The organism is Bradyrhizobium sp. USDA 3240 (assembly GCF_054063295.1).
This window is the reverse complement of sequence record NZ_JBSSGD010000002.1, coordinates 8247420-8270304: the sequence shown is the minus strand read 5'-3', so window position 1 is coordinate 8270304 and position 22885 is coordinate 8247420. Positions and strand designations below refer to the sequence as shown.

Below are 22885 nucleotides of genomic sequence, written 5' to 3'. Positions count from 1 at the left end.
AATCATGGCTGATGCTGGTGCCCGCCGTCCGTTTTTCCGTCGTCGCAAGTCCTGCCCGTTTACGGGCGCGAATGCGCCGAAGATCGACTACAAGGATTCCAAGCTGCTGATGCGTTACGTCTCCGAGCGCGGCAAGATCGTGCCGAGCCGCATCACGGCCGTGTCCGCCAAGAAGCAGCGTGAGCTCGCCCGCGCCATCAAGCGCGCGCGCTTCCTCGGACTGCTGCCCTACGTTATTCGCTAACCGTTTCCGGCCGGCGGCACCTGCCGCCGGCCGCTCATTCTCATAAGGCTTCCGGGTCGTCCGGTCGCCGATGGTTGGGGTTCTCGAAGCAGAACCCCTAACCGCTCAAAGGGGGCGGGACAGCTGATGATCGCGATCCTCATCGTTGCACTTGTAGCCGGCGCCGCGTCGGCGCTGATGTTCGCCTCGATCAGTTCGGGCGCGCTGATCTCGTTGCTGCTGTACTTTCTTGCACCGCTGCCGCTGATGGTGTCGGCACTCGCTTGGGGACCGCTTGCCGCGGCCATAGGTGGCACAGCTGCCGCTTCCGTTCTCGGTGCGCTCTTCGGGCTTCCCTATTGCATCGCGTTTGCCATGATGGTCGCCCTGCCCGGCTGGTGGCTCGGCCACCTTGCGCTGCTCGGACGGCCGATCGCAGGCGCAGCCGGCGACGGCGTCACCCAGCAGCCGCCCGCGCTCGAATGGTATCCCGTCGGCCGCATCCTGCTCTGGATCGCAGCCTTCGCCATCATCACCACGACCGCCGCGCTGCTCACACTCGGCTCGGATGCCGACACAGTCACCGGTGCTTTGCGGCGCGGTCTGCTTAGGGTGCTCAGCACCGGCGAAGGCCTGCCCAGCGCTGAGATCGAACGATTGGTCGACATGCTGGTGATCCTCGCGCCCCTCGCCGCAACGATCCTGGCGATGGTCACGTTGACGCTGAGCTTGTGGCTCGCCGGCAAAATCGCACAAACCTCGGGGCGGCTGAACCGGCCGTGGCCGGAGCTCCGCGGCACCGCGCTCCCCGCCATGGCGCTGGTCGCGTTGCTGGTGGCGGTCGCCTTCAGCTTCGTCGGCGGCATGCCTGCGCTGCTGGCGCAGATCGTCACCACAGCGCTCGTGATCGCCTATGCGCTGGTCGGCTTCGCCGTGCTGCATACCCTGACGCTGTCGCTCGCCAATCGCGGCTTCTGGCTCGGCGGCATCTACGCCGTCGTCGTCATGTTCGGCTGGCCGATCGTGGCAATCTTCGCGCTCGGCATTGCCGACGCCGTGTTCGGCCTGCGCCAGCGCTATCTGCAAACCAGACCGCCGCCTTTGCCTGCGGCCTGACATTCGATCCAACCACTCAACCCGATACTTAGCCTCTAAAGGAGAACGAAAATGGAAGTCATTCTGCTGGAACGCGTTGCCAAGCTTGGTCAGATGGGCGAAGTCGTGCGCGTCAAGGACGGGTTCGCCCGCAACTTCTTGCTGAAGCGCGGCAAGGCGCTGCGCGCCACCGAGGCGAACCGCGCCAAGTATGACGGCATGAAGGCCGAGCTCGAGGCCAACAACATCAAGGCCAAGGGCGAAGCCTCAGTGGTCGCCGAGAAGATCGACGGCCGCGACATCATCATCATCCGCCAGGCTTCCGAGTCCGGCCAGCTGTTCGGCTCGGTCACGGTGCGCGACATCGTCGTTGCGCTGGCCGCCGACGGCATCACGGTTGCGCGCCCGCAGGTCTGGCTCGACTCGCCGATCAAGGTGATCGGTGCGCAGAAGGTCACGATCGCCGTTCACCCCGAGGTCGAGACCAGCGTCACCGTGACGGTCGCCCGCTCCGCCGAAGAGGCCGAGCGGATCAAGCGCGGCGAGGACATCTCGACCCGCCAGGAAGATCAGGACGCTGCCGCCGAAGCACTCGCCGCCGCCGGCGAATTCTTCGATCCGGAAGCGCAGCACGACGACGAGGCCGCGCCGGCTCCGGCCGCCGAAGAAGAGAAGTAAGCGTCTCTTCGTCCCTCCACCGACTGAAGCCCGGCCCCATCAGGCCGGGCTTTGGATTCGTGCCGCTGCCTGATCATCGAGCATGGCGATCGACGCCAGTGCGGTTGCGGTATGCTTCTCCTTGCCGTCGATGATGCAGAACACGTCGGCTGCGACGACGGCGACCTGACGCCCGGGCTTGATCACGCGCGCCCGGCAGATCAGGCGATCGCCCGACGCCGGCGACAGCAGGTTGAGCTTGTACTCGGCCGTCAGCGCCGGCTGGCCCCGCGACGTCGCGGCCGCGATCGTGGTGGCGTTGTCGACCAGAAACGCCGTCACCCCGCCGTGAAACAGGCCGTGCTGCTGCAACAGTTCAGGCCGGCGGTCGACCGCGAGCGTGCACGCGCCGCGTGACAGCTCGGCCACCTCAGCACCGACAAGACCCATGAAGCCCTGACGGCCGATATTGTCGCGAATCCGCGTCGCAATCGGCGCAAAGTCCGGATCGACCTCGTTCATGACGTCCCTCCCGCTCGCTCCGGCGCACCCGGCGCCACCACTGCGCGGATCGCGCAGGCGATCAGCGTCTCGACCTGTTCGCGCGGGTCGCCGTGATGGCGGCCCGACAGATAGGCGCGGCAAAAGATCTGCGCCGGCCCGATGATCTGGCTGAAGAACAGCACAGCGCTCATCGGCAGCAACTCGCCGCGCGCGAGCAGCGGCGCGCGCCAACGGTCGATGCCGTCAGTGAGCCGCGAATTCTCGGTGCGTTGCGCGCCGCGCACTTCCTCGCCCCACTCGCTGCGCGAAATCTCGAACAGGAAGCGCGCCTCGCGCCTGTTGGTCACGACCCAATCGAGATGGGCGCGGATCAGCCGCGCAACGCCCTCGCCGGCGCCGTGCGTGTCGTTGACCGCGGTGATGATCGCGGCGTGATAGGTCTGCAGGATCTCCAGGAACAGGGTTCCGGCGAGCTCCTTCTTCGAGGTGAAGAAATGGAAGAAGCTGCCGTTGGACGCGCGGGCGCGGGAGCGGATCTCGGCCACCGTCGCGCCCTCGAAACCGTCGCGGTCGAACACCGCCAGTCCCGCTACCAGGAGGTCTTCGCGCGCCGTACTCACCCCTGCTCCCTTGCTGACTAGACCAATACTCTAGAGATTTACTCTAGCGGCAGTCAAACGATAACGCCGGACCTCACGGCCCGGCGTTGGCGATTACTTCGAGCTCGGCGCTTCCGGCGGACCGGAGCCTGGCGTCGTCGGGGGTGGCGGCGGAGGCGGCGCGGCCGCGGTTACCGGCGGCGCGGCGGGCGCCGGCGCGGGAGATGCGGCAGCGGCCGGCTCGGTCGCAGGGGAAGCGGCGGGAGCCGCGGGAGTGACCTGCGGGACCGGGTCCGATCGCACGGCGGCCGGCTCGCCGCCTGCGTTGGCCTTGGGCGTATCAACCTTGGGCGCATCGACCTTGGCAGTATCGGGCTGGCCGGCAGGCTTCGCCGGCTTCTCGGCCTCACCCTTGTCGTCGCGCTTGATCGCCGACTGGGATTTGGGCTCGTCGCCCGCCGTCTCGCCCTTGGGCATCTCGTCGGACTTCGGCTCCTCGACCGGCTTGCCACGACGACCGTGCTTCTGGCGCGATGGCCTGCCCTCGCCGGCGGCCTGCGGAGTCTGGCCGTCGTCCGGCTTGGCGTCGTCCGGCGTCTCGCTCGGACGCGCCATGCGCCGGCCGCGGTGAGCGGGACGTGCTTCGGGATTCAAACCGTCGGCGTCGGGCTTCGCAGCTTCCTTGGCCCCTTCCTGCGGCACCGCACCCTGGTGCTGCCGGCGAGACGGGCGCTCGGCCGGCTGCTCCGGGGACTGGTTCGCCTCCTGGCGGCCGTCCCGGCCGCCCTTGGCCCCCTTGGGCTGATCCTTGGCCTGATAGCGCGGATCGTTGGCGCCGTTCGAGATCAGATAGGACGCAAGCACGCCGGCCATGTCGCTCGACGTTGTGTAGTGCTGGCGCAGGAAGCCCGGCAGCGAGCCGGCCGGTACGGTCTTCAAGAGACCCCGCGGGCTCTTGTGGCAGGCCGTGCAGGTGTTGGCGAAAATCTGGGAGGGGCTTTTGCCGGCCTCGAGGTTTTGCGCTTGCGCCGATACGGCTGACAGGCAGCCAATCAGAAGCGCCACCGTCGCCAGACTGAGGGCTCGGCTCAACATTCCTTAAGTCTCCAGATTCCGGAAAAATCGCCGCCTGCGCCTGATGGATCGGCCGCGGCGGTCACCTTTTATCCGATTATCGCGCGAATGGAAGCGCGCGCGTGCCGCATCCACGCAATTGTCACATTTTGGAATATCGGCTTTGAGCACAACGCAATAGCGCGATCCAATTCCCTGCCTATCTTTGGGTCGGGGACACATTGGAGTGATCAGCTCCGGTGGTGTCAGTGTGCAGCTTGCCGTTCCGTTGGTGCTTCGATGGACCGATTGTTGCGATTTTTCTTGGGGCGCTTCATCCGCCGCGGTTCGATCACGTTCACGACCGCGAGCGGCGCCAAATTCACCTGTGGTGACGGCACGGGCACTCCCGTCGCCGCACGGTTCATGACCAGCGCCGCCGAGCTGCGCATTCTGGTCGATCCCGAGCTTTACCTCGGCGAAGCCTTCATGGACGGCACGTTCGTGGTGGAGCAAGGCGGCATCGCCGACGTGCTGGCTGTCCTGATGGGCCAAGCGGCCATGCTGCCGAATTTTGCCAGGCTGCAAGCCTGGGTGCGGTTCCTCGGGCGGCGCGCCCAGCAACTCAATGTGCGCGGCCGCTCCAGGAGCAATGTCGCCCGCCATTACGACCTCGACGGCCGCCTCTATTCCCTCTTCCTCGACGCGGACAAGCAATACAGCTGCGCCTATTTCGAGACGCCGGACTCGACGCTGGACGACGCCCAGCTCGCCAAGAAGCGCCACCTCGCCGCAAAACTCCTGATCAAGCCCGGCGACCGCGTCCTCGACATCGGTTCCGGCTGGGGCGGACTGGGGCTCTATCTTGCCGAGATCAGCGGCGCCGACGTCACCGGCGTCACGCTGTCGACCGAGCAGCTGCAGATCGCCAACGCCCGGGCGGCGGAGAAGAACCTCGCGCATTCGGCGCGCTTCCTGTTGCAGGACTACCGCGACATCCCCGGCCCGTTCGACCGCATCGTCTCGGTCGGCATGTTCGAGCATGTCGGGGTCGCGTTTTACGAAACCTTCTTCAAGCGCTGCGCCGAACTCCTGAGCGATGACGGGGTCATGCTGCTGCATTCGATCGGCCGCTCGACCGGTCCTGACGTCACCAGCCCCTGGATCCGGAAATACATTTTCCCCGGCGGCTACATTCCGGCGCTCTCCGAGGTCATGCCGGCCGTCGAGAAGGCCGGATTGCTGATCTGCGACATGGAGATCCTGCGCCTGCACTACGCCGAGACCCTGAAGGCTTGGCGCGACCGCTTCATGGCGCGGCGCGAGGAGGCCGTGCGGCTCTACGACGAGACCTTTGCGCGGATGTGGGAATTCTATCTGGCGGCCTCGGAGATGTCGTTCCGGGTGCAGAACATGATGAACTTCCAGCTGCAGCTAACCAAGCGCCAGGACATCGTACCGATGACCCGCGATTATATCGGGCGCGAGGAAGGCCGCCTCCGGCACAAGGAAGCCGGCGCCGCAAAACCCCGGCTGCAACTCGCCGGCGAATAGGTCTGAAAGCGCGGATACCGCTAGTTGCGCAGGCTGTAGGCCGAGCCGCAATGGGCGAAGGTCGGCGCCGGGCGCGCAAGGTGGGCCGCGGCCGCCGAAATCAGGTTGATGTCGCAGGGAACGTTCCGGACCTCCGGACTAGCCGCCTGCTCCATGGCATCGACAAGCGACGCCAGCCAGCGGCGGTCCATGCCGCCTGCCCGGCTAATCCTTAGTCGCGCTGTCTGAAACTCTCGAGCCATCGTCGCCGTATCTTCCCTGAGCGAAGACAACCCGGAATGCGCCGGGTCGTTCCCGCGAGCCTGCCGCAAAGAAAATGCGCCAGGTGTGATCTGCTTCACAGAGGTCTGTTCCGGGCTGTCGTAGTGGTCCGGAATGACCCGAGAACCGCACCAGACGATGTTGGACCCGCAACGCGACCTCGTGACCGACTACGCCCTGATCGCAACCGGCGTGGCGGCCGCCTTGATCGCGCTGGCTTTCCTCATCCTGGTCTGAGGAACCGAAGCCAGCACCGACCTCGCTGCTGGTTGGGCGCGGCGGCCTGGCAAAAGGTTCAGGTCGCGTCGGATTTTTGCCAACGACATCGCTGACCGGCCGGACTCCGCCGATTTTCGAGCGAAACCCCGTCAAGCGGAATGCATCCGGCTGTGGCGGATTCACACATCGCGTTGTGTGAATCGTGCATAAGAAACATCCGTCCTTTCGCTTCGTCCCGGGCTGGCGCTTGATCGCGGCCCCACAGCCGAAAATCTCAGTAACGACGAAATCAGAAGAATAAGCTCGTCCATGGCCTTGATTGATTCGAACGTCCACAAGCTCGCGCCCGACGCCGCGTCCGCGACCTATCGGAGCGCGCCGCACAACATCGAAGCGGAACAGGGGCTGCTCGGCGCGATCCTGGTCAACAACGACGCCTTCTACCGGGTCTCCGATTTCCTGGAGTCGAAGCACTTCTTCGAAGCTATCCACCAGCAGATCTTTGAAACGGCCGGCAGTCTGATCCGGATGGGCAAGGTCGCGAATCCCGTGACCTTGAAGACATTCCTGCCAGCCGAGCTCGACCTGGGCGGCATGACGGTCAGCCAATACCTCGCCCGGCTCGCCGCCGAAGCCACCACCATCATCAACGCGCAGGACTACGGGCGTACCGTCTATGATCTCAGCCTGCGCCGCAACCTGATCCAGATCGGCGAGGAGATCGTCAACGTCGCCTACGACGCACCGGTCGATTTTGCCCCGCGCGCGCAGATCGAGGACGCCGAGCGGCAGCTCTACGGCCTCGCCGAAACCGGCCGCTACGATGGCGGCTTCCAGCGCTTCGCCGATGCGCTCACGGTCGCCGTCGACATGGCGGCAAAGGCGTTCCAGCGCGACGGCAAATTGTCCGGCATTTCGACGGGGCTGCGCGACCTCGACGCCAAGATGGGCGGATTGCAACCAAGCGACCTGATCGTGCTCGCCGGCCGACCCGGCATGGGCAAGACCTCGCTCGCCACCAACATCGCCTACAATATTGCCAGGGCCTATGTCCCCGAGGTGCAGGCTGACGGCACCACCAAGGCGGTCAACGGCGGCGCGGTCGGTTTCTTCTCCTGCGAAATGAGCGGCGAACAGCTCGCCACCCGTATTCTCGCCGAACGCACCGGCATTCCCTCCAGCCATATCCGGCGCGGCGGTATCACCGAGCTCGATTTCGAGAAGATCCGCGACTGCTCGATCGAGTTGCAGTCGCTGCCGTTCTACGTCGACGAAACCGGTGGTCTCTCGATCTCGCAGCTCACCGCGCGCGCCCGCCGCCTCAAGCGGCAGAAGGGCCTCGACCTGATCGTGATTGACTACATCCAGCTGTTGCAGGGCTCGGGCAAGAAGGGCAACGACAACCGGGTGCAGGAAATCACCGAGATCACCACCAATCTGAAGGCGCTGGCGAAGGAGCTCAACGTCCCCGTGATCGCGCTGTCGCAGCTCTCGCGTCAGGTCGAGAACCGCGAGGACAAGCGGCCGCAGCTTTCGGACCTGCGTGAATCCGGCTCGATCGAGCAGGACGCCGACGTCGTGATGTTCGTGTACCGCGAGGAATACTATCTCGCGAACAAGGAACCACGGCCCGGCACCCCGGAGCACGCGACCTGGCAAGCCGAAATGGAGCGCGCGCTCGGCAAGGCCGAAGTCATCATCGGCAAGCAGCGCCACGGTCCGACCGGCACCGTCGAACTGCACTTCGAAGCCAGCGTCACCCGGTTCGGCGATCTCGCAACGGACGGACTGGTCCCGGATCGCCCACCCTCCTACTAAAGCGTTTTCGAGCGAAGTGGATACCGGTTCGCGTGAAGAAAACGCGTCAAAACAAGAATCTAGAGCCCCGTTCCGATTCAATCGGAACGGACAAAGCTCTAGCGCAGAGGCACGGTTGAAGGCCGCTGGCCCCGCTTGTACAACTGAGCCATGAATATCGTGACCGACGCGAAATCGCAGCTGACGCCCGAAGCCAGTTTGCTGGCGGCCCATCCGGCCGCCACCGGCATCCTCACCGTCGACCTCGACGCCATCATCGCCAACTGGCGCAAGCTCGAGAAGACCGCGGTGCCGGCGGAATGCGCCGCCGTGGTCAAGGCCAACGCCTATGGCTGCGGCGCCGAGCAGGTGTCGCGGGCGCTGGCCAAGGCCGGCTGCAAAACCTTCTTCGTCGCCACCGTCGAGGAGGCCGCCGTGGTGCGCGCGGCCGTTCCGCAGGCGACCGTGTATGCACTCGGCGGCTTTTTTCAGCAGACCGGCGACGCCTACGCCAAAATCGACTGCAAGCCTGTGATCGGCGATCTCAACGAGCTCGCCGAATGGGACGTGTTCTGCCGCCGCTCCGGCTGGTCCGGCGGCGCCGCCATCCATATCGACACCGGCATGAACCGGCTAGGGCTGACGGTCAGCGAAGCGCAAGGCATCATCCCGCGGATCAATGCCGGCGACCACGGCATCACGCTGGTCATGAGCCACCTCGTCTCTGCCGAATTGCTCAACAATCCCGCCAACGCCAGGCAGCTTGCGAGCTTCCGCGAGATCGCGAGCCTGTTCACCGGAGTGCCGGCTTCGCTGGCGAACTCCTCCGGCGTGTTCCTCGGCGCGCAATTCCAGTTCGAGATGGTGCGGCCGGGCTGCGCGCTCTATGGCGTCAACCCGACGCCGGAGGCCGACAACCCGATGCAGCAGGTGGTCGACCTCAAGGCGCGCATCGTGCAGATCCGCAACATCGATCGCGGCGAGACCGTCGGCTATGGCGGCACCTGGACCGCGCGCCGGCCGACCCGGCTTGCGATCGTGTCCGCGGGCTATGCCGACGGCTATTTCCGCGCCGCCAGCGCCAATGACGGCACCCGCGGCGCCGAGGTCGTGGTCGCCGGCAAGCGCTGCCCGATCGCCGGCCGCGTCTCGATGGATCTGATCGCGGTTGACGTCACCGATCTCGACAAGAATGCCGTGCGGCGCGGCCACATGGTGACGCTGATCGGCGAAGGCATCACGGTCGACGAGGTCGCGCATCATTTCGGCACCATCGGCTACGAGGTGCTGACCAGCCTCGGCCGCCGTTTCGTGCGCATCTACAAGGGCGGCGCCGTCGCCACGACAAGCGACGCGCCTGCCGAAAGAAGCGACGCTGCTGTCGAGAAGAGCGAGCCGGCCGCGGTGCAAGCGGCGCCTCCTGCTTTGCCAACGGCAGCGCCTGCGCCGCCGCCATTGCCTGCCGCCGCGCCGACGGCACCGTCCACCTGACGCGATCGGGATTCGCGATTGCCTATGAAGATCGCGACCTTCAACATCAACAACGTCAATCGCAGGCTGCCGAACCTGCTGCGCTGGTTGAAATCGGCCAAGCCCGACGTCGTCAGCCTGCAGGAGCTCAAGGCCAGCGACGCCGAGTTTCCCGCTGCCGCGTTCGAGAAGGCCGGTTACGGTGCGGTGTGGCAGGGCCAGAAGACCTGGAACGGCGTTGCCATACTTGCGCGCAAGGCCGAGCCGGTCCTGATCCGCACCGCCCTGCCCGGCGACCGCGACGACCATGAGGCGCGCTACATCGAGGCCGCGGTGCGCGGCATCGTCGTCACCAGCCTTTACCTTCCGAACGGCAATCCGCAGCCCGGCCCGAAATTCGACTACAAGCTCGCCTGGTTCAAGCGGCTGCGCGCCCACGCCGCCAAGCTGCTCAAGCAGCAGGTCCCCGTGGTGCTCGCCGGCGACTACAACGTCGCGCCGACGCCTCTCGACATCTATCCGACCCGCTCCTGGGACAAGGATGCGCTGATCCAGCCGAAGAGCCGCGTCGCGTTCAAGGCGCTGGTCGATCAGGGTTGGTGCGACGCACTCCGCACACTGCATCCGGATCGTCAGATGTTCACTTTCTGGGACTACAAGCGCCAGCGCTGGCCGCGCGATGCAGGCCTCCGGCTCGATCATCTGCTGCTCAGCCCCGACGTTGCGGCGCGGCTTCTGAAGGCCGGCGTCGACCACGACGTTCGTGGCGAGGAAGGCGCGAGTGATCATGCGCCGGCTTGGGTCGTGCTGAAGTGATCGATATGTTTGCCGGGCGTGAACCCCAACCACGCAGTCGTCCCGGCGCAGGCCGGGACCCATACGCCGCAGCAGATGTTGTTGACGGGACTCGTCGTCCCAGCGGTGCACAGCAATCAGCATTTGTGGTTATGGGTCCCGGCCTTCGCCGGGACGACACTGAATGTGCGGCACGGCTCGCCGGGAGCCTGTCGATGCACGCGAATGCGGCTTGATGTGGCGGACCGGGTACAGCCGGAGGTGGTGCAAATCGACTAGCCTGCCATCGATTTGATTCATGCATTGGGGCTGCCCATGAAGACACATTGCGTCGCCGCCACCATGCTCATGCTCGGCATTGCAAGCGCGTCCGCTGCCGACCTCGCCGCCCGCCCCTACACCAAGGCGCCCCCGATCGTCGCCGCCAGCAATGACTGGAGCGGCTTCTACCTCGGTGCCAATGGCGGCGGCGGCTGGAGCCGGAAGTGCTGGGACATCGTGCCCTTCACCATCGCCAATCCGGCGCTCGGCGTGGTGAATTTCACCGGGCCGGAAGGTTGCCACACCGCGAGCGGGGCGACCGCCGGCGGCCAGATCGGCTATCGCTGGCAGCAGGCGGCCTGGGTGTTCGGCGTCGAAGCGCAGGGCAATTGGGCCGACCTCTCCGGCTCGAACCCGTCCACAGCGGCGTTGTTCGCGGGCTTCGCCAACCGCTCGAAGATCGATGCCATCGGCCTGTTCACCGGACAGGTCGGCTATTCCTGGGGCGCCTTCCTGCTGTACGCGAAGGGCGGCGCCGCCGTCGTGCGCGATCGCTACGAGAGCTTCATCACGCCGGCTTTCGGGCCGGGCGTGCCGGTCGGATTCATCGCCGACCGCGGCAGCGAGACGCGCTGGGGCGGCGCGATCGGCGCCGGCGCCGAATATGCGATCGCACACAATTGGTCGCTGGCGATCGAATACGACCATCTGTTCATGGGGACCAACACCGTCCACATGACCTACGATCCGGTCTTCATCGCCCAGCTCAACCATGACGAACGCATCCGCCAGGACGTCGACATGGTGACGGTGCGCGTCAACTACCGCTTCGGCGGCCCGGTCGTCGCGAAGTACTGACGCGGCGCGCGACGGCACGTCTCCGGTTCAAGGCGCTCTTGCGCCGTCTTGAACCCTGAGGTCACACTGAGCCTTCGTTGTCGAGGCACGCATCCGGCGTGGCTCGGGATCACGTCCCGGAGTGAGCGTGGGCTTCCTGTTCGTCCTCATCGTCGGCCTGGTCGCCGGCACCATCTCAGGCATCGTCGGCACCGGCTCGTCGATCATGCTGATGCCGGTGCTGGTCTATCAGTACGGGCCGAAGCAGGCGGTGCCGATCATGGCTGTCGCAGCCGTGATGGCCAATCTGTCGCGCATCCTGGCCTGGTGGCGCGAGGTCGACTGGCGCGCCTGCGCCGCCTATTCGATCACGGGCATCCCTGCCGCAGCGCTCGGCGCGCGCACCCTGCTCGCTCTGCCCTCGCACGCGGTCGACGTGGCGATCGGCGTGTTTCTGATCGCGATGGTGCCGGTGCGGCACTGGCTGGCGCGGCACGAGCTGAAGGCCAATCTCTGGCATCTCGCAATCGGTGGCGCGCTGATCGGCTATCTCACCGGCATCGTGGTCTCGACCGGCCCGCTCAGCGTGCCGCTGTTTTTGTTTTACGGCCTCAGCAAGGGCGCCTTCCTCGCCACCGAAGCGGCGAGCTCGCTCGGGCTCTATGTCAGCAAGTCGGTGACGTTCGAGCGGTTCGGCGCGCTGACACCCGACATCGCGCTGAAGGGCCTGATCGCGGGCGCCTCGCTGATGGCCGGTGCCTTCATCGCCAAACGCTTCGTGCTGCAGATGAAGCCGGAGGCCTTCCGCCTGATCATGGATGGCATCATGCTGGCGGCGGGCGCGTCGCTGCTATGGTCGGCAATGGCGAATTGAAGATCGATCATCGACGGAAGCCCGAACATGAAATCAGTCGAACTCTCGCTGTTCGCCGACTACTCCCAATTCTACATCCAGGATGAATCTGCATCGGGCGACCTTTCGACTGCGTGGACGGAGGAGGCGACCGATCGAATGCTCGCGATCGCGTCAGGAACGGTCGGGATCGGCACTGTGCGGACCATGCATGTTCCGGTCTCGGCGCAGATTCTGGAACGCGAGCCGGACCACGATTTCTCCGATTGGGATCATGTCGTCGAAGCCGGCCTGGACGTCGCGTCCGGGCGCATCGTGATCGCCGGTTGCACAGACTACTTCCCTGACGCCATGCGCATCGAAACCGCGCCGGGGACCTATCGGGTGCGCGCGTCCTATGGCGCGCTCGATACGCTGTCGGAGGACGGCCTGGAGAGAGACGATCATTACAGGCTGCAGCTCTGGCCGGCCCCCTCAAATCGCCGTGCGGGTCTTGAAGCAACGGCCGACATAGGCAGACACGGTGGCGCCGTTGGTCGTTGCCGGCTCTTGATCCATGCTATGGAGAGAAGACGGAATCGAGCTCTCCCCCATGGCCAAATCCACCCTCTCCTTCGTCTGCCAGAACTGCGGCGCGGCGTATAATCGCTGGCAGGGCAAGTGCGATTCCTGCGGCGAGTGGAACACGCTGGCCGAGGAAGACACCACGGGCTCGGTGCCGGTCTCGATCCGCAGCAAGCGCAAGGGGCGGACGTTTGCGCTGGAATCGCTGTCCGGCAAGACCCAGGACGCGCCGCGGCTGTCGTCGGGCATGGCCGAGCTCGACCGCGTCACCGGCGGCGGCTTCGTTCGCGGCTCGGTGCTGCTGGTCGGCGGCGATCCCGGCATCGGAAAATCCACGCTATTGACCCAGGCCACCAGCATGATGGCGCGCGCCGGCCATCGCGCGGTCTACATCTCTGGCGAAGAAGCGGTCGCGCAGGTGCGGCTCCGCGCCGAGCGGCTCGGGCTGGCGGACGCGCCGGTGCAGCTCGCCTCCGAAACCTCGGTCGAGGACATCGTCTCGACGCTGTCGGAAGGCGCGGTGCCGCGGCTGATCGTGATCGATTCGATCCAGACCATGTGGACCGACACGGTCGAATCCGCGCCCGGCACGGTGACCCAGGTCCGCGCCTCGGCGCAGGCCCTCATTCGCTTCGCCAAGAAGACCGGGGCAACGATCATCCTGGTCGGGCATGTGACCAAGGACGGCCAGATCGCCGGCCCCCGCGTGGTCGAGCACATGGTCGATGCGGTGCTGTCGTTCGAGGGCGAAGGCTCGCAGCAGTTCCGTATCCTGCGCTCGGCGAAGAATCGCTTCGGCGCGACCGACGAGATCGGCGTGTTCGAGATGACCGGGCTCGGCCTGCGCGAGGTCACCAATCCCTCGGAATTGTTCCTCTCCGAACGCGAGCTCGGCAGTCCCGGTACCGCGGTGTTCGCCGGCATCGAGGGCACCCGCCCGGTGCTGGTCGAGTTGCAGGCGCTCGTGGCGCCGACCTCGCTCGGCACGCCGCGCCGTGCCGTGGTCGGCTGGGACCCGAGCCGGCTGTCGATGGTGCTGGCGGTGCTGGAAGCGCATTGCGGCGTCAAATTGTCCGGACATGACGTCTATCTCAATGTCGCCGGCGGCCTGCGCATCCAGGAGCCGGCCGCGGACCTCGCAGCCGCCGCCGCGCTGGTATCCTCGCTGGTCAATGCGCCCCTGCCGACCGACGCGGTCTATTTCGGCGAGATTTCGCTGTCGGGCGCGATCCGCCCGGTGGCGCAGACCCCGGCCCGGCTGAAGGAGGCCCTCAAGCTCGGCTTCGGCCGCGCCATCCTGCCCGAATCGGCCCGCGGCGATGGTGGCGGCGATAGCGGGCTTTCGCTGAACAGCGTCGGTAACCTGACCACGCTGGTCGCCGAAATTGCGGCGCGCGGGACGCCCCGCGGCGGCCGGGCTGCGCCACGGGACGACCAGGGCGGCTCCAGGGGCGCTGATGCGGCTGAGAAAAATGCCACACCGGCCCGATTCCGACGCGAGACCAGCTAAAGCGGACGTGACGTATCAGCCCCCCGCCGCTATACATCCGGCGCGCGGGACAGGTGGTGTTGCGGCCTTGCCGAATGCCCCCGATGCGCCTCAGTTAGGACGGCACCGACTTTGCCGATTCGCGAGCCCTTAACAGCGGACCCAAACGTACCAGCGGACCTGACCAGCCGATGCCCATAACGATACTCGATCTCGTCCTGCTCGGCGTGATGCTGATCTCGGGCCTGCTTGCCATGGTGCGCGGCTTCATGCGCGAGATCCTGTCGATCGCGGCCTGGGGCGCCGCTGCGCTGGTCACGCTGTATGCTTTCTCGAAGCTGCTGCCGACCGCCAAAACTTACTTCAATAACGACACGGTCGCGGCCGTGGTCGTGGTCGCCGGCGTCTTCATCGGCACGCTGATCGTGGTCTCGATCATCACGGTGCGAATCTCGGACATGATCCTGGATTCCCGGATCGGCGCGCTTGACCGCACCCTCGGCTTCCTGTTCGGCCTCGCCCGCGGCCTCCTGATCGTGGTCGTGGCGTTCATGTTCTTCACCTGGCTGGTTCCGGACAAGCAGCGGCCCGACTGGGTCACCGGCGCGAAGTCCCGGGTGGTGCTGCAGGGAACCGGGGATTGGCTGATGGCGCTCTTGCCTGATGACCCCGAGAACACCATCTTAAAGAAGTTCAAGAAGAATAAGCCCGACGACGATTCTGCGGCTGATACCAACGATCAGGCAACGCCGGCGTCGGGCGATGGCTACAGCAAACCTGCGCGTGACAGCTTGAAAAAGCTGATCGAGAAACCCGCGGGCCGATAACTTATTTGGGCCCCTTGCGAGAGGCGATGAACGAGATGCAAACCCCTTCCGATCACGCCGCCCAGATGGATCTCGACCTCGGGCCGATCGAAAAGCAGGAACATCTCCGACAAGACCACCGGGACGACGATTTCAGATACCACCCCGATCTTGATGGCGACACGCTCCGCGAGGAATGCGGCGTGTTCGGCGTCTTTGGCCACCCCGAGGCCGCCGCGATCACCGCGCTCGGCCTGCACGCCCTGCAGCACCGCGGCCAAGAGGCCGCCGGCATTGTCTCCTTTGACGGCGGCCGCTTCCACAGTGAACGCCGCCTCGGCCTGGTGGGCGATGCCTTCTCCCGCCGCGAGGTGATCGATCGCCTGCCCGGCAACGCCGCGGTCGGCCATGTCCGCTACTCCACCACCGGCGGCACCATCCTGCGCAACGTGCAGCCGTTGTTCGCCGAGCTCAGCGCCGGCGGCTTTGCGGTCGGCCACAACGGCAACCTGACCAACGGCCTCACCCTGCGCCACGAACTGGTCAAGGGCGGCGCCATGATGCAGTCGACCACCGACACCGAGGTGATCCTGCATCTCGTCGCGCAGTCCAAGCGCACCCGCTTCATCGACCGTTTCATCGAGGCGCTGCGCACCATCGAGGGCGCCTACGCGCTGGTCGCGCTGACCAACAAGAAGCTGGTCGGCGCCCGCGATCCGCTCGGCATCCGCCCGCTGGTGCTCGGCGATCTCGACGGCCATCCGATCCTGACCTCGGAGACCTGCGCGCTCGACATGATCGGCGCGAAGTATGTCCGCGACATCGAGCCCGGCGAGATCATCGTGTTCGACGAGCGCGGCGCGCACAGCCACAAGCCGTTCCCGCCGAAGCCGGCGCGGCCCTGCATCTTCGAGTACATCTATTTCGCGCGGCCGGATTCGATCGTCGGCGGCCGCTCGGTGTACGACGTGCGCAAGGCGTTCGGCGCCCAGCTCGCGCGCGAGAGCCATCCCGAGGTCGACGTCGTGGTGCCGGTGCCGGATTCCGGCGTGCCCGCCGCGGTCGGCTACAGCCAGTATTCCGGCGTGCCGTTCGAGCTCGGCATCATCCGCAACCACTATGTCGGCCGCACCTTCATCCAGCCGACCCAGACCGTGCGCGAGCTCGGCGTGCGCATGAAGCATTCGGCCAACCGCGCCGCGATCGAGGGCAAGCGCATCATCCTGATCGACGACTCGCTGGTGCGCGGCACCACCTCGAAGAAGATCGTGCGCATGATGCGCGATGCCGGCGCCCGCGAGGTGCATTTCCGCCTCGCCTCGCCGCCGATCCTGTATCCCGACTATTACGGCATCGATCTGCCCGATCGCGGCGGCCTCCTGGCGGCGACCCATTCGCTCGAGGAGATGCGCGACATCATCGGCGCCGACTCGCTCGCCTTCCTGTCGATCGACGGCATGTACCGCGCGATGGGCTATGAAGGGCGCGACGCGGCCAATCCGAGATTCGCCGACCACTGCTTCACCGGCGCCTATCCGACCCACCTCACCGACCAGAGCGAAACCGAGGCCCCGCCGCGCCAGCTCTCGCTGCTGGCCGAGGCGAGCTGACGGAGCGCGCCATGCAGCCGATCATGGGCATCCTCTGTGGGATGCTGCTGGTCGGCTTCATCGTGTTTGCCTTCCGACAGGGCATGAAGGTGACGCCCGACAATTCGGGCAACGGCACCAACAGCAGCAATATGGACCAGGGGCCCGGCCCCTAGCCGAAACCGCAGGAATTCGTCATGGCCGGGCTTGTCCCGGCCATTTCCGTCTGTAATACCCGCCGCAAGATATGGACGGACAGACATGACAAAACCCCTCGCCTCCCGTATTGCCCTCGTGACCGGCGCCTCGCGCGGCATCGGCTATGCGACATCCGTCGCGCTGGCCAAGGCCGGCGCGCATGTCGTGGCGGTGGCGCGCACGCAAGGCGGGCTGGAAGAGCTCGACGACGAGATCCGCAAGGACGGCGGCAGCGCCACGCTGGTGCCGCTCTCGCTGACCGATTACGACGGCATCGCGCGGCTCGGGCTCGCGCTGCATGAACGCCATGGCAAGCTCGATATCCTGGTCGGCAACGCCGGCACCGCCGGCCCGTCCTCGCCACTCGGCCATATCGAGCTGAAGCCGTGGAACGACGTGTTCGCGATCAACGTCACCGCCAATTTCCAGCTGATCCGCTGCATGGACCCGCTGCTGCGGCAGTCCGACGCCGGCCGTGCGGTGTTCGTGACATCAGGCGTGGCGCACAAGGCCAACGCGTATCTCGGCCCCTATGCCGCCTCGAAGGCCGCGCTCGATGCGCTGGTGCGCTCCTGGGCCAACGAGACCGCCAACACGGCGCTGCGCGTCAACCTGTTCAGCCCCGGCCCGATCCGCACCCGGATGCGCGCGCAGGTGTTTCCCGGCGAAGACCCGATGACGCTGGATACGCCCGACATGGCCGCCGAATTCATGGTGCCGATGTGTTCGCCCGCATGGACCCAAACTGGCAAGCTCTACGACTACAAGGCGCGCACGCTGCGGAGCTTTCAGCCGCCTGCGTAACCATATCCGGCCGCCGTCATTGCGAGGAGCGGCAGCGACGAAGCAATCCATGCGCCCGTATCCGCGGAAGAATGGATTGCTTCGCTGCGCTCGCAATGACGGTGGTACCCGTTGACACCCTCCCCGCCCCGCGATTGACTGCCCTCCTCAAGCGGGACGCCCCGCCAAGAAAAATCTCGGGAGGCATCATGACGCCGACGTTCAATCGCGCGCGCTCCATTCTGTCCGGATTGTTTCTCTCCGCCGGCATCGCATCAGCAGCCTTTTTCGCTCAGCCAAAGCCCGCCCATGCCGGTGACGTTCCGACCTTCGCGGTCGACGCCTCGTGGCCCAAGCAGCTGCCGAACAACTGGATCATCGGCCAGGTCGGCGGCATCACCGTCGACTGGCAGGGGCATATCTGGGTGGTGCACCGGCCGCGCTCGCTGAGCGATGGCGAGAAGGCGGCAAGCCTCACCCCGCCGCGCGCGAAATGCTGCGTGGCGGCACCGCCGGTGCTCGAATTCGATGTCGACGGCAATCTGCTGCGCGCCTGGGGCGGCCCCGGCGACGGCTATCAATGGGTCGGCCGCGAGCACGGCATCGAGGTCGACGAACGCGGCTTCGTCTGGATCGGCGGCAATGCCGACGACGACAGCGCGATCCTGAAATTCTCGCTCGACGGCAAATATCTCGGCCAGATCGGCAAGATCGCAGCCCGTACCAACAGCAACGACACCACCCAGCTCGGCCGCCCCGCCGAGATGGCGATCGACAAGGCTGCCAACGAGCTCTACATCGCCGACGGCTACGGCAACCGCCGCGTCATCGTGTACGACGCCACCACGCTGGCCTACAAGCGGCACTGGGGCGGCTACGGCAAGCTGCCCACCGACGACAAGCAGCCGCCCTACGATCCGAGCGCCGCGGTGCAGGAGCAGTTCGGCAATCCCGTGCATTGCATCAAGATCGCCAATGACGGGCTGGTCTATGTCTGCGACCGCAGCCAGGACCGCATCCAGGTGTTCCAGAAGAACGGCACCTTCGTGAAGGAATGGTTCTACGAGAAAAACACCCGCGGCGACGGCGCCGTGTTCGATCTCGCGCTGTGGCCGGATCCGAAGCAGACCTATCTGCTCAACGCCGACGGCGCCAACAACGAGATCCGCGTGCTGAAGCGCGACGACGGCAGCGTGGTCGGCACCTTCGGCCATAGCGGCCGCAATGCCGGACAGTTCGCCCTGCTCCACGTCATGGCGGTCGACCAGAAGGGCAACGTCTACACCGGCGAGGTCGAGGGCAAGCGGATCCAGAAATTCAAGCTGACCTCGGATGCGCTCAAGTAGCAATGACGGCAGGATGACGCTTCGACGCAGCTCATCCGGCTTTATGCGGATTGCCGCTCGCCAAAGGAAAGGGTAAGCGGGAACCCGACGACCGCCACAAGGCCCCATAAGAGGGCCGTTGCGGAAAAAATAGACAGTGGAGGGAATGTCTCATGACGACGACGCTCGCACGGCGCCACGCCGTGCTTCTCGCTTGCGCTGCACTCGCCCTTGCAACGCCAGCCTTTGCACAGGACAAGAACGTCAAGATCGGCGTGCTGAACGACATGTCCGGCCTCTATGCCGACATCGGCGGGCCCAATTCGGTGGCCGCGGCCAACATGGCGGTGGAAGACTCCGGCCTGCGCGCCAAGGGCTGGAAGATCGAGGTGGTCAGCGGCGACCACCAGAACAAGCCCGACGTCGGCGTCAACATCGCGCGCAACTGGATCGACAACGACAAGGTCGACATCATCACCGATACGCCGAACTCCGGCGTCGCGCTGGCGGTGAGCAACCTTGCCAAGGAGAAGAACTCGATCGTGCTCAATTCGGGCGCGGCGACCGCCGATCTGACCGGCAAGGCCTGCAACGCCAACACGATCTCCTACACGTTCGACACCTACATGCTCGCCAACGGCACCGGCAAGGCGCTGACCAAGGCCGGCGGCGACACCTGGTTCTTCCTCACCGCCGACTACGCCTTCGGCCACGCGCTGGAGCGCGACACCTCGGCGGTCGTCACCGCGAACGGCGGCAAGGTGCTCGGCGGCGTCAAGCACCCGCTCAACACCGCGGACTTCTCCTCGTTCCTGCTGCAGGCGCAGGCCTCCAAGGCCAAGATCATCGGCCTCGCCAATGCCGGCGGCGACACCACCAACGCGATCAAGCAGGCGTCCGAATTCGGCATCACCGCGGGCGGACAGAAGCTCGCGGCGCTGCTGCTGTTCGTCAACGACGTGCATGCGCTGGGCTTGAAGATCGCGCAGGGCCTCACCTTCACCGAGTCGTTCTATTGGGACATGAACGACCAGACCCGCGCCTGGTCGAAGCGCTTCCAGAAGGTCTCGCCCAAGAACGCGATGCCCTCGATGACGGTGGCCGGCGTCTATGCCGGCGTGCTGCATTATCTCAAGGCATTGGACGCGATGGGCGGCAATCCGCATGACGGCGCCAAGGTCGTCGCCAAGATGAAGGAGATCCCGACCGACGATCCGCTGTTCGGCAAGGGTCCGTTACGGATCGACGGCCGCCGCATCATCCCGGCCTATCTGTTCGAGGTGAAGAAGCCGGAAGAGTCCAAATATCCGTGGGACTATTACAAGCTGATCGCCACCATCTCGCCGGAGGACGCCGCCAAGCCGCTCGAGGCCAGCGATTGTCCGCTGGTGAAGAAATAAGCGAGCTCTGTGGGGTGGATTAGCCGACTACGTCCGCCGTAGCTCAACGAGCGAAGGCGGAAGGCGTAATCCACCATCTTTTCACGGAACGAAGTTGGCGGGTTACGCTTCGCTAACCCGCCCTACTCCGATCACTTCGCCGCCGACTTCGCCTTCGCCGGCGCCGGCAGCGATGTCCATTCCCTGTCGGCACGCGGGCCGCCGGGATCGCCGGTCAGGCCGACGAGTTGTCCGGGCTGAGCGTCGAACGTCGGCGTCCAGGTCTGGGTCTGGCACAGCAGCTTGAGCAGGCACCCCTTGAGCTTCAGCCGGTCGGACCGATCGCGCCACAGCGAGACCGAGTAGGACTTGCCGTCCTCGGCATTGTAGATGTCGCCGTCGAACCGGCCCTCCGGCGACAGCTTCAATCCCAGGATCAGCTGATGGCCGAGCAGCGCGCGCGTGCGCTTGTCGGGATCGGGATTGAAGCCGTCGCGGAACGGCTGGCCGCGCGGATCGAGCGGATCCTTCATCCACACGATGAAGCCGCAGATGCGGTCGCGCGCCGCGCCGCAACGCTCGAGGCGGATGCGTGCGCGTCCGTCCTCGGTCAGCCAGGTGCCGCTCGGATCGCTCGATGCGATCACTTCGGCATGGCCGGTCGAGCTCATCAGAATGGCGGCGACCAGGCCGCGCAGAAACAGGCGAACCATGTAATTCATTCGACAGCACCTTTCATTGTCGGGATCGTTGCGGCAGGCGCGAAGCGCGCCTCACTTCAGTTGCGCCATGAAGGCATCGGCACCCTTGTCGATGCCGGCGGTGGCGGCGGCGAGATCGCCGACGCTGGCCTTGATGTCGTAGGCGCCGGGATACTGCTTGCTGACGTAGGCGCCGAGCAGGCGCGCGGTCGAACTGTCGAACATCTCGACGGCATAGATCACCGAGCCGGTCATCGTGCCCTCGCCGTCACGCGCGGCCTGCACGCCGTTGTAGATCGCGCCGGCCATGTCGAAGCGCGACAATGTGCCGAGCACCGGCGTGTTGGCGACCGCGCCGGTCAGCGTCAGCCGTACGCGAAACGTGTTCGGCCCGCGCGTATTCACCAGCGTGAAGCGGCCCCGCAATTTGTCGGCGAAGCGGGTCTGCATGTAGGCGGCGAGCGTCTCCTTGTCCTTCTCGGACATGTCGCCGAACTGATGATCCGCGCCGCGATAGATCACGACCGGATCGAGCATCACCTTGTTGTAGCTCCGCCAGTCGACCGGCGGCGCATAGCGGTACGGCACACGGCCCGACGAGTCGGACGTGTCAGGCGTCATGTAGGCCGACGAGGCCACGTCCGAATAAGCCACCGGCGTGACGGCGGCACATCCTCCGGCGAGGACGCAAAGCGCCATCGCTCCCAGACCGCGCGCGGCGATCGAGCTCTCCATTCCAATCTCCTCATCCGAGCTAAAGCGGAAGAGCAGCTCGGCCGCAGCCGCGTCCGGGGCTGAAGTTACGGCTGCGGCCGTCACTGCCGATCTGGCTCGCCCTCACGGCGCCGCCAGATCTTGCCTCAGTGCGATAACTATAAAACCGACCAGTTGGTTTGTAAAGTTGCGATCGCGGGAACGCATCAGAAAAATCGGGCGATCGAAACGTCGTGGAAAACCGGTGAGCTGCGTCGCGAAATGACGGCCTCGCGCTGTCACAAACCCGCGATACCTCTCGTGCTAACGCACCAATTGCCGGGGGATTTTAGGGGCCCGGTGCCGACCCAACGCCGCCAAGCGATCCATATTCCGCTTGGGCGGCGTTGTGCTTTCGGATCACGCCGGACATTCAGCCACGCTTGCGCGCCGATGCCGGCTTTGCGGCCCGTGCGCCGGCAGGCCGCGGCGATGCCGTGCGCGTCGCCGTCGCCTTGGATGGCTTTGCGGCCGGCGGCGCGCCCTGCTCGATCGCCGTCCACTTGCTGTCGTCGAGCAATCGCTCGAACAGGCGATCCCGCTCGCCGTCGGTCAGCGACGACAGGCCGAACAACGAACTCAGCAGCAGCCCCCGCGCCGCGGCCCAGCGCAGCAGCGCCAGATCCGGATCGCGCGCCTCGGCCTTCATCAGCGCGATCTTCTTGATGTCGACATCGCGCGGCATCGCCATCAATTCGGGATTCTCGTTCATCGCAGCCAGCAGTGCGAATGCCCCGGCTCGCGGCGTCGAGATTGCCTCCTTGAGCGTTGCGATCTGCGCCGCCAGTTCCGGCTGATCCGTGGTCTCGCGCGCCTTTTCGAGGTAGCGGGTCGAGAACCCCTCGAAATGCGCCATCTGCTGCTCGAGCAGAGCGCGCAGCACCGCTTCCTTGGTGCGAAACTGATGCATCACGCCGCCCTTGCTGAGCCCGCTCTCGCGCGCAATCGCGTCCAGCGTCAGGCGCCCCGGACCATCGCGCGTCACGATGGTGATCGCGGCGTCGAGTGCGGCGTTGCGGGAGCGTTCGGAGCGGGAAGGATTATCCATAGGGTACTCGATAAATGGTGGTACGCAGGAAGGAGTCGCGTGAAAGCGCAGTATCTCAGCGGCCTCGATCAA

General features: G+C 65.7%; 25 protein-coding genes. 18 read left to right on the top strand and 7 right to left on the bottom strand.

All coding sequences use genetic code 11. The annotated features are described in order from the left end of the window. Nucleotides 1-4: 4 nt before the first annotated feature. The 3 genes from rpsR (at nt 5) to rplI (ending at nt 1996) form a co-directional block, all read left to right on the top strand. Nucleotides 5-244, top strand: a complete 240-nt coding sequence (rpsR, locus tag ACVIGA_RS39430; RefSeq protein WP_016844287.1) for a 30S ribosomal protein S18 — start codon at nt 5-7, stop codon at nt 242-244. Between the two features lie 126 nt (nt 245-370). After that, on the top strand, nt 371-1339 hold the full coding sequence (locus tag ACVIGA_RS39425; protein ID WP_456670282.1) for a hypothetical protein: 969 nt from the start codon (nt 371-373) through the stop codon (nt 1337-1339). A gap of 51 nt (nt 1340-1390) precedes the next feature. Then, nucleotides 1391-1996: a 50S ribosomal protein L9 gene (gene rplI / locus ACVIGA_RS39420; protein WP_223968042.1), complete on the top strand. Its 606-nt coding sequence runs from the start codon at nt 1391-1393 to the stop codon at nt 1994-1996. 39 nt (nt 1997-2035) lie between these two features. Here rplI and ACVIGA_RS39415 read toward each other — a convergent pair whose 3' ends face one another. The 3 genes from ACVIGA_RS39415 to ACVIGA_RS39405 form a co-directional block, all read right to left on the bottom strand. Next, nucleotides 2036-2497: a PaaI family thioesterase gene (locus ACVIGA_RS39415; protein WP_456670281.1), complete on the bottom strand. Its 462-nt coding sequence runs from the start codon at nt 2495-2497 to the stop codon at nt 2036-2038. Continuing rightward, the gene (locus ACVIGA_RS39410) at nt 2494-3099 is read right to left on the bottom strand and encodes a TetR/AcrR family transcriptional regulator (protein ID WP_456670280.1); all 606 of its coding nucleotides are present in this window, start codon (nt 3097-3099) and stop codon (nt 2494-2496) included. Before ACVIGA_RS39410 ends, ACVIGA_RS39415 begins: the two co-directional genes overlap by 4 nt. Before the next feature lie 93 nt (nt 3100-3192). Continuing rightward, complete coding sequence (locus ACVIGA_RS39405) at nt 3193-4173, bottom strand: hypothetical protein (protein ID WP_456670279.1); 981 nt, start codon at nt 4171-4173, stop codon at nt 3193-3195. A gap of 258 nt (nt 4174-4431) precedes the next feature. On the opposite strand from ACVIGA_RS39405, the gene ACVIGA_RS39400 reads away from it, so the two are divergent. Beyond that, the gene (locus ACVIGA_RS39400) at nt 4432-5685 is read left to right on the top strand and encodes a class I SAM-dependent methyltransferase (RefSeq protein WP_456670278.1); all 1254 of its coding nucleotides are present in this window, start codon (nt 4432-4434) and stop codon (nt 5683-5685) included. Between the two features lie 20 nt (nt 5686-5705). Here ACVIGA_RS39400 and ACVIGA_RS39395 read toward each other — a convergent pair whose 3' ends face one another. Then, on the bottom strand, nt 5706-5876 hold the full coding sequence (locus tag ACVIGA_RS39395; protein WP_456670277.1) for a hypothetical protein: 171 nt from the start codon (nt 5874-5876) through the stop codon (nt 5706-5708). Between the two features lie 184 nt (nt 5877-6060). Between ACVIGA_RS39395 and ACVIGA_RS39390 the strand changes: the two genes are divergently transcribed. From ACVIGA_RS39390 to ACVIGA_RS39325, 14 genes are all read left to right on the top strand, one after another. Next, nucleotides 6061-6183, top strand: a complete 123-nt coding sequence (locus tag ACVIGA_RS39390; RefSeq protein ID WP_256437482.1) for a hypothetical protein — start codon at nt 6061-6063, stop codon at nt 6181-6183. A gap of 291 nt (nt 6184-6474) precedes the next feature. Beyond that, nucleotides 6475-7983 carry a replicative DNA helicase gene (locus tag ACVIGA_RS39385; RefSeq protein WP_223968047.1) on the top strand — a complete coding sequence of 503 codons (1509 nt, stop codon included), beginning with the start codon at nt 6475-6477 and terminating at the stop codon, nt 7981-7983. Between the two features lie 150 nt (nt 7984-8133). Beyond that, entirely contained in the window at nt 8134-9453 is a 1320-nt protein-coding gene (gene alr, locus ACVIGA_RS39380; RefSeq protein ID WP_456670276.1) for an alanine racemase, read from the top strand. Between the two features lie 24 nt (nt 9454-9477). Then, nucleotides 9478-10248: an exodeoxyribonuclease III gene (gene xth, locus ACVIGA_RS39375; RefSeq protein WP_456670988.1), complete on the top strand. Its 771-nt coding sequence runs from the start codon at nt 9478-9480 to the stop codon at nt 10246-10248. Between the two features lie 294 nt (nt 10249-10542). Continuing rightward, entirely contained in the window at nt 10543-11346 is an 804-nt protein-coding gene (locus tag ACVIGA_RS39370; protein WP_456670275.1) for an outer membrane protein, read from the top strand. Between the two features lie 127 nt (nt 11347-11473). Then, entirely contained in the window at nt 11474-12199 is a 726-nt protein-coding gene (locus tag ACVIGA_RS39365) for a sulfite exporter TauE/SafE family protein (protein ID WP_456670987.1), read from the top strand. A 27-nt stretch (nt 12200-12226) separates the two neighbouring features. Beyond that, nucleotides 12227-12823, top strand: a complete 597-nt coding sequence (locus tag ACVIGA_RS39360; protein ID WP_456670274.1) for a hypothetical protein — start codon at nt 12227-12229, stop codon at nt 12821-12823. Further along, on the top strand, nt 12771-14252 hold the full coding sequence (gene radA, locus ACVIGA_RS39355; protein ID WP_456670273.1) for a DNA repair protein RadA: 1482 nt from the start codon (nt 12771-12773) through the stop codon (nt 14250-14252). The genes ACVIGA_RS39360 and radA overlap by 53 nt, the downstream gene beginning before the upstream one ends. 170 nt (nt 14253-14422) lie before the next feature. Beyond that, complete coding sequence (locus ACVIGA_RS39350) at nt 14423-15058, top strand: CvpA family protein (RefSeq protein ID WP_050406454.1); 636 nt, start codon at nt 14423-14425, stop codon at nt 15056-15058. Between the two features lie 26 nt (nt 15059-15084). Beyond that, nucleotides 15085-16647 carry an amidophosphoribosyltransferase gene (purF, locus tag ACVIGA_RS39345; RefSeq protein ID WP_456670272.1) on the top strand — a complete coding sequence of 521 codons (1563 nt, stop codon included), beginning with the start codon at nt 15085-15087 and terminating at the stop codon, nt 16645-16647. A gap of 11 nt (nt 16648-16658) precedes the next feature. Further along, nucleotides 16659-16802 carry a hypothetical protein gene (locus ACVIGA_RS39340; protein WP_456670271.1) on the top strand — a complete coding sequence of 48 codons (144 nt, stop codon included), beginning with the start codon at nt 16659-16661 and terminating at the stop codon, nt 16800-16802. A gap of 85 nt (nt 16803-16887) precedes the next feature. After that, complete coding sequence (locus ACVIGA_RS39335) at nt 16888-17628, top strand: SDR family NAD(P)-dependent oxidoreductase (RefSeq protein WP_342710997.1); 741 nt, start codon at nt 16888-16890, stop codon at nt 17626-17628. A 188-nt stretch (nt 17629-17816) separates the two neighbouring features. Continuing rightward, on the top strand, nt 17817-18953 hold the full coding sequence (locus ACVIGA_RS39330; protein ID WP_456670270.1) for a hypothetical protein: 1137 nt from the start codon (nt 17817-17819) through the stop codon (nt 18951-18953). A 152-nt stretch (nt 18954-19105) separates the two neighbouring features. After that, entirely contained in the window at nt 19106-20332 is a 1227-nt protein-coding gene (locus ACVIGA_RS39325) for an ABC transporter substrate-binding protein (RefSeq protein WP_456670269.1), read from the top strand. A 131-nt stretch (nt 20333-20463) separates the two neighbouring features. On the opposite strand, the gene ACVIGA_RS39320 is transcribed toward ACVIGA_RS39325, so the two are convergent. The 3 genes from ACVIGA_RS39320 to ACVIGA_RS39310 all read right to left on the bottom strand — a co-directional run bounded on the left by ACVIGA_RS39320 (nt 20464) and on the right by ACVIGA_RS39310 (nt 22813). Further along, the gene (locus ACVIGA_RS39320) at nt 20464-21033 is read right to left on the bottom strand and encodes a DUF2147 domain-containing protein (RefSeq protein WP_456670268.1); all 570 of its coding nucleotides are present in this window, start codon (nt 21031-21033) and stop codon (nt 20464-20466) included. A gap of 51 nt (nt 21034-21084) precedes the next feature. Continuing rightward, entirely contained in the window at nt 21085-21747 is a 663-nt protein-coding gene (locus tag ACVIGA_RS39315) for a DUF3313 domain-containing protein (RefSeq protein ID WP_456670267.1), read from the bottom strand. A gap of 391 nt (nt 21748-22138) precedes the next feature. Further along, the gene (locus tag ACVIGA_RS39310; RefSeq protein WP_456670266.1) at nt 22139-22813 is read right to left on the bottom strand and encodes a TetR/AcrR family transcriptional regulator; all 675 of its coding nucleotides are present in this window, start codon (nt 22811-22813) and stop codon (nt 22139-22141) included. Between the last annotated feature and the right edge of the window lie 72 nt (nt 22814-22885).

Excerpts from the sequence above, each read along its gene's own strand:
- rpsR (WP_016844287.1), top strand. The coding sequence starts at position 5 with ATGGCTGATGCTGGTGCCCGCCGTCCGTTTTTCCGTCGTCGCAAGTCC.
- ACVIGA_RS39425 (WP_456670282.1), top strand. The coding sequence starts at position 371 with ATGATCGCGATCCTCATCGTTGCACTTGTAGCCGGCGCCGCGTCGGCG.
- rplI (WP_223968042.1), top strand. The coding sequence starts at position 1,391 with ATGGAAGTCATTCTGCTGGAACGCGTTGCCAAGCTTGGTCAGATGGGC.
- ACVIGA_RS39415 (WP_456670281.1), bottom strand. The coding sequence starts at position 2,497 with ATGAACGAGGTCGATCCGGACTTTGCGCCGATTGCGACGCGGATTCGC.
- ACVIGA_RS39405 (WP_456670279.1), bottom strand. The coding sequence starts at position 4,173 with ATGTTGAGCCGAGCCCTCAGTCTGGCGACGGTGGCGCTTCTGATTGGC.
- ACVIGA_RS39400 (WP_456670278.1), top strand. The coding sequence starts at position 4,432 with ATGGACCGATTGTTGCGATTTTTCTTGGGGCGCTTCATCCGCCGCGGT.
- ACVIGA_RS39395 (WP_456670277.1), bottom strand. The coding sequence starts at position 5,876 with ATGGACCGCCGCTGGCTGGCGTCGCTTGTCGATGCCATGGAGCAGGCG.
- ACVIGA_RS39390 (WP_256437482.1), top strand. The coding sequence starts at position 6,061 with ATGACCCGAGAACCGCACCAGACGATGTTGGACCCGCAACGCGACCTC.
- ACVIGA_RS39385 (WP_223968047.1), top strand. The coding sequence starts at position 6,475 with ATGGCCTTGATTGATTCGAACGTCCACAAGCTCGCGCCCGACGCCGCG.
- alr (WP_456670276.1), top strand. The coding sequence starts at position 8,134 with ATGAATATCGTGACCGACGCGAAATCGCAGCTGACGCCCGAAGCCAGT.
- xth (WP_456670988.1), top strand. The coding sequence starts at position 9,478 with ATGAAGATCGCGACCTTCAACATCAACAACGTCAATCGCAGGCTGCCG.
- ACVIGA_RS39370 (WP_456670275.1), top strand. The coding sequence starts at position 10,543 with ATGAAGACACATTGCGTCGCCGCCACCATGCTCATGCTCGGCATTGCA.
- ACVIGA_RS39360 (WP_456670274.1), top strand. The coding sequence starts at position 12,227 with ATGAAATCAGTCGAACTCTCGCTGTTCGCCGACTACTCCCAATTCTAC.
- radA (WP_456670273.1), top strand. The coding sequence starts at position 12,771 with ATGGCCAAATCCACCCTCTCCTTCGTCTGCCAGAACTGCGGCGCGGCG.
- ACVIGA_RS39350 (WP_050406454.1), top strand. The coding sequence starts at position 14,423 with ATGCCCATAACGATACTCGATCTCGTCCTGCTCGGCGTGATGCTGATC.
- purF (WP_456670272.1), top strand. The coding sequence starts at position 15,085 with ATGAACGAGATGCAAACCCCTTCCGATCACGCCGCCCAGATGGATCTC.
- ACVIGA_RS39340 (WP_456670271.1), top strand. The coding sequence starts at position 16,659 with ATGCAGCCGATCATGGGCATCCTCTGTGGGATGCTGCTGGTCGGCTTC.
- ACVIGA_RS39335 (WP_342710997.1), top strand. The coding sequence starts at position 16,888 with ATGACAAAACCCCTCGCCTCCCGTATTGCCCTCGTGACCGGCGCCTCG.
- ACVIGA_RS39330 (WP_456670270.1), top strand. The coding sequence starts at position 17,817 with ATGACGCCGACGTTCAATCGCGCGCGCTCCATTCTGTCCGGATTGTTT.
- ACVIGA_RS39325 (WP_456670269.1), top strand. The coding sequence starts at position 19,106 with ATGACGACGACGCTCGCACGGCGCCACGCCGTGCTTCTCGCTTGCGCT.
- ACVIGA_RS39320 (WP_456670268.1), bottom strand. The coding sequence starts at position 21,033 with ATGAATTACATGGTTCGCCTGTTTCTGCGCGGCCTGGTCGCCGCCATT.
- ACVIGA_RS39315 (WP_456670267.1), bottom strand. The coding sequence starts at position 21,747 with ATGGAGAGCTCGATCGCCGCGCGCGGTCTGGGAGCGATGGCGCTTTGC.
- ACVIGA_RS39310 (WP_456670266.1), bottom strand. The coding sequence starts at position 22,813 with ATGGATAATCCTTCCCGCTCCGAACGCTCCCGCAACGCCGCACTCGAC.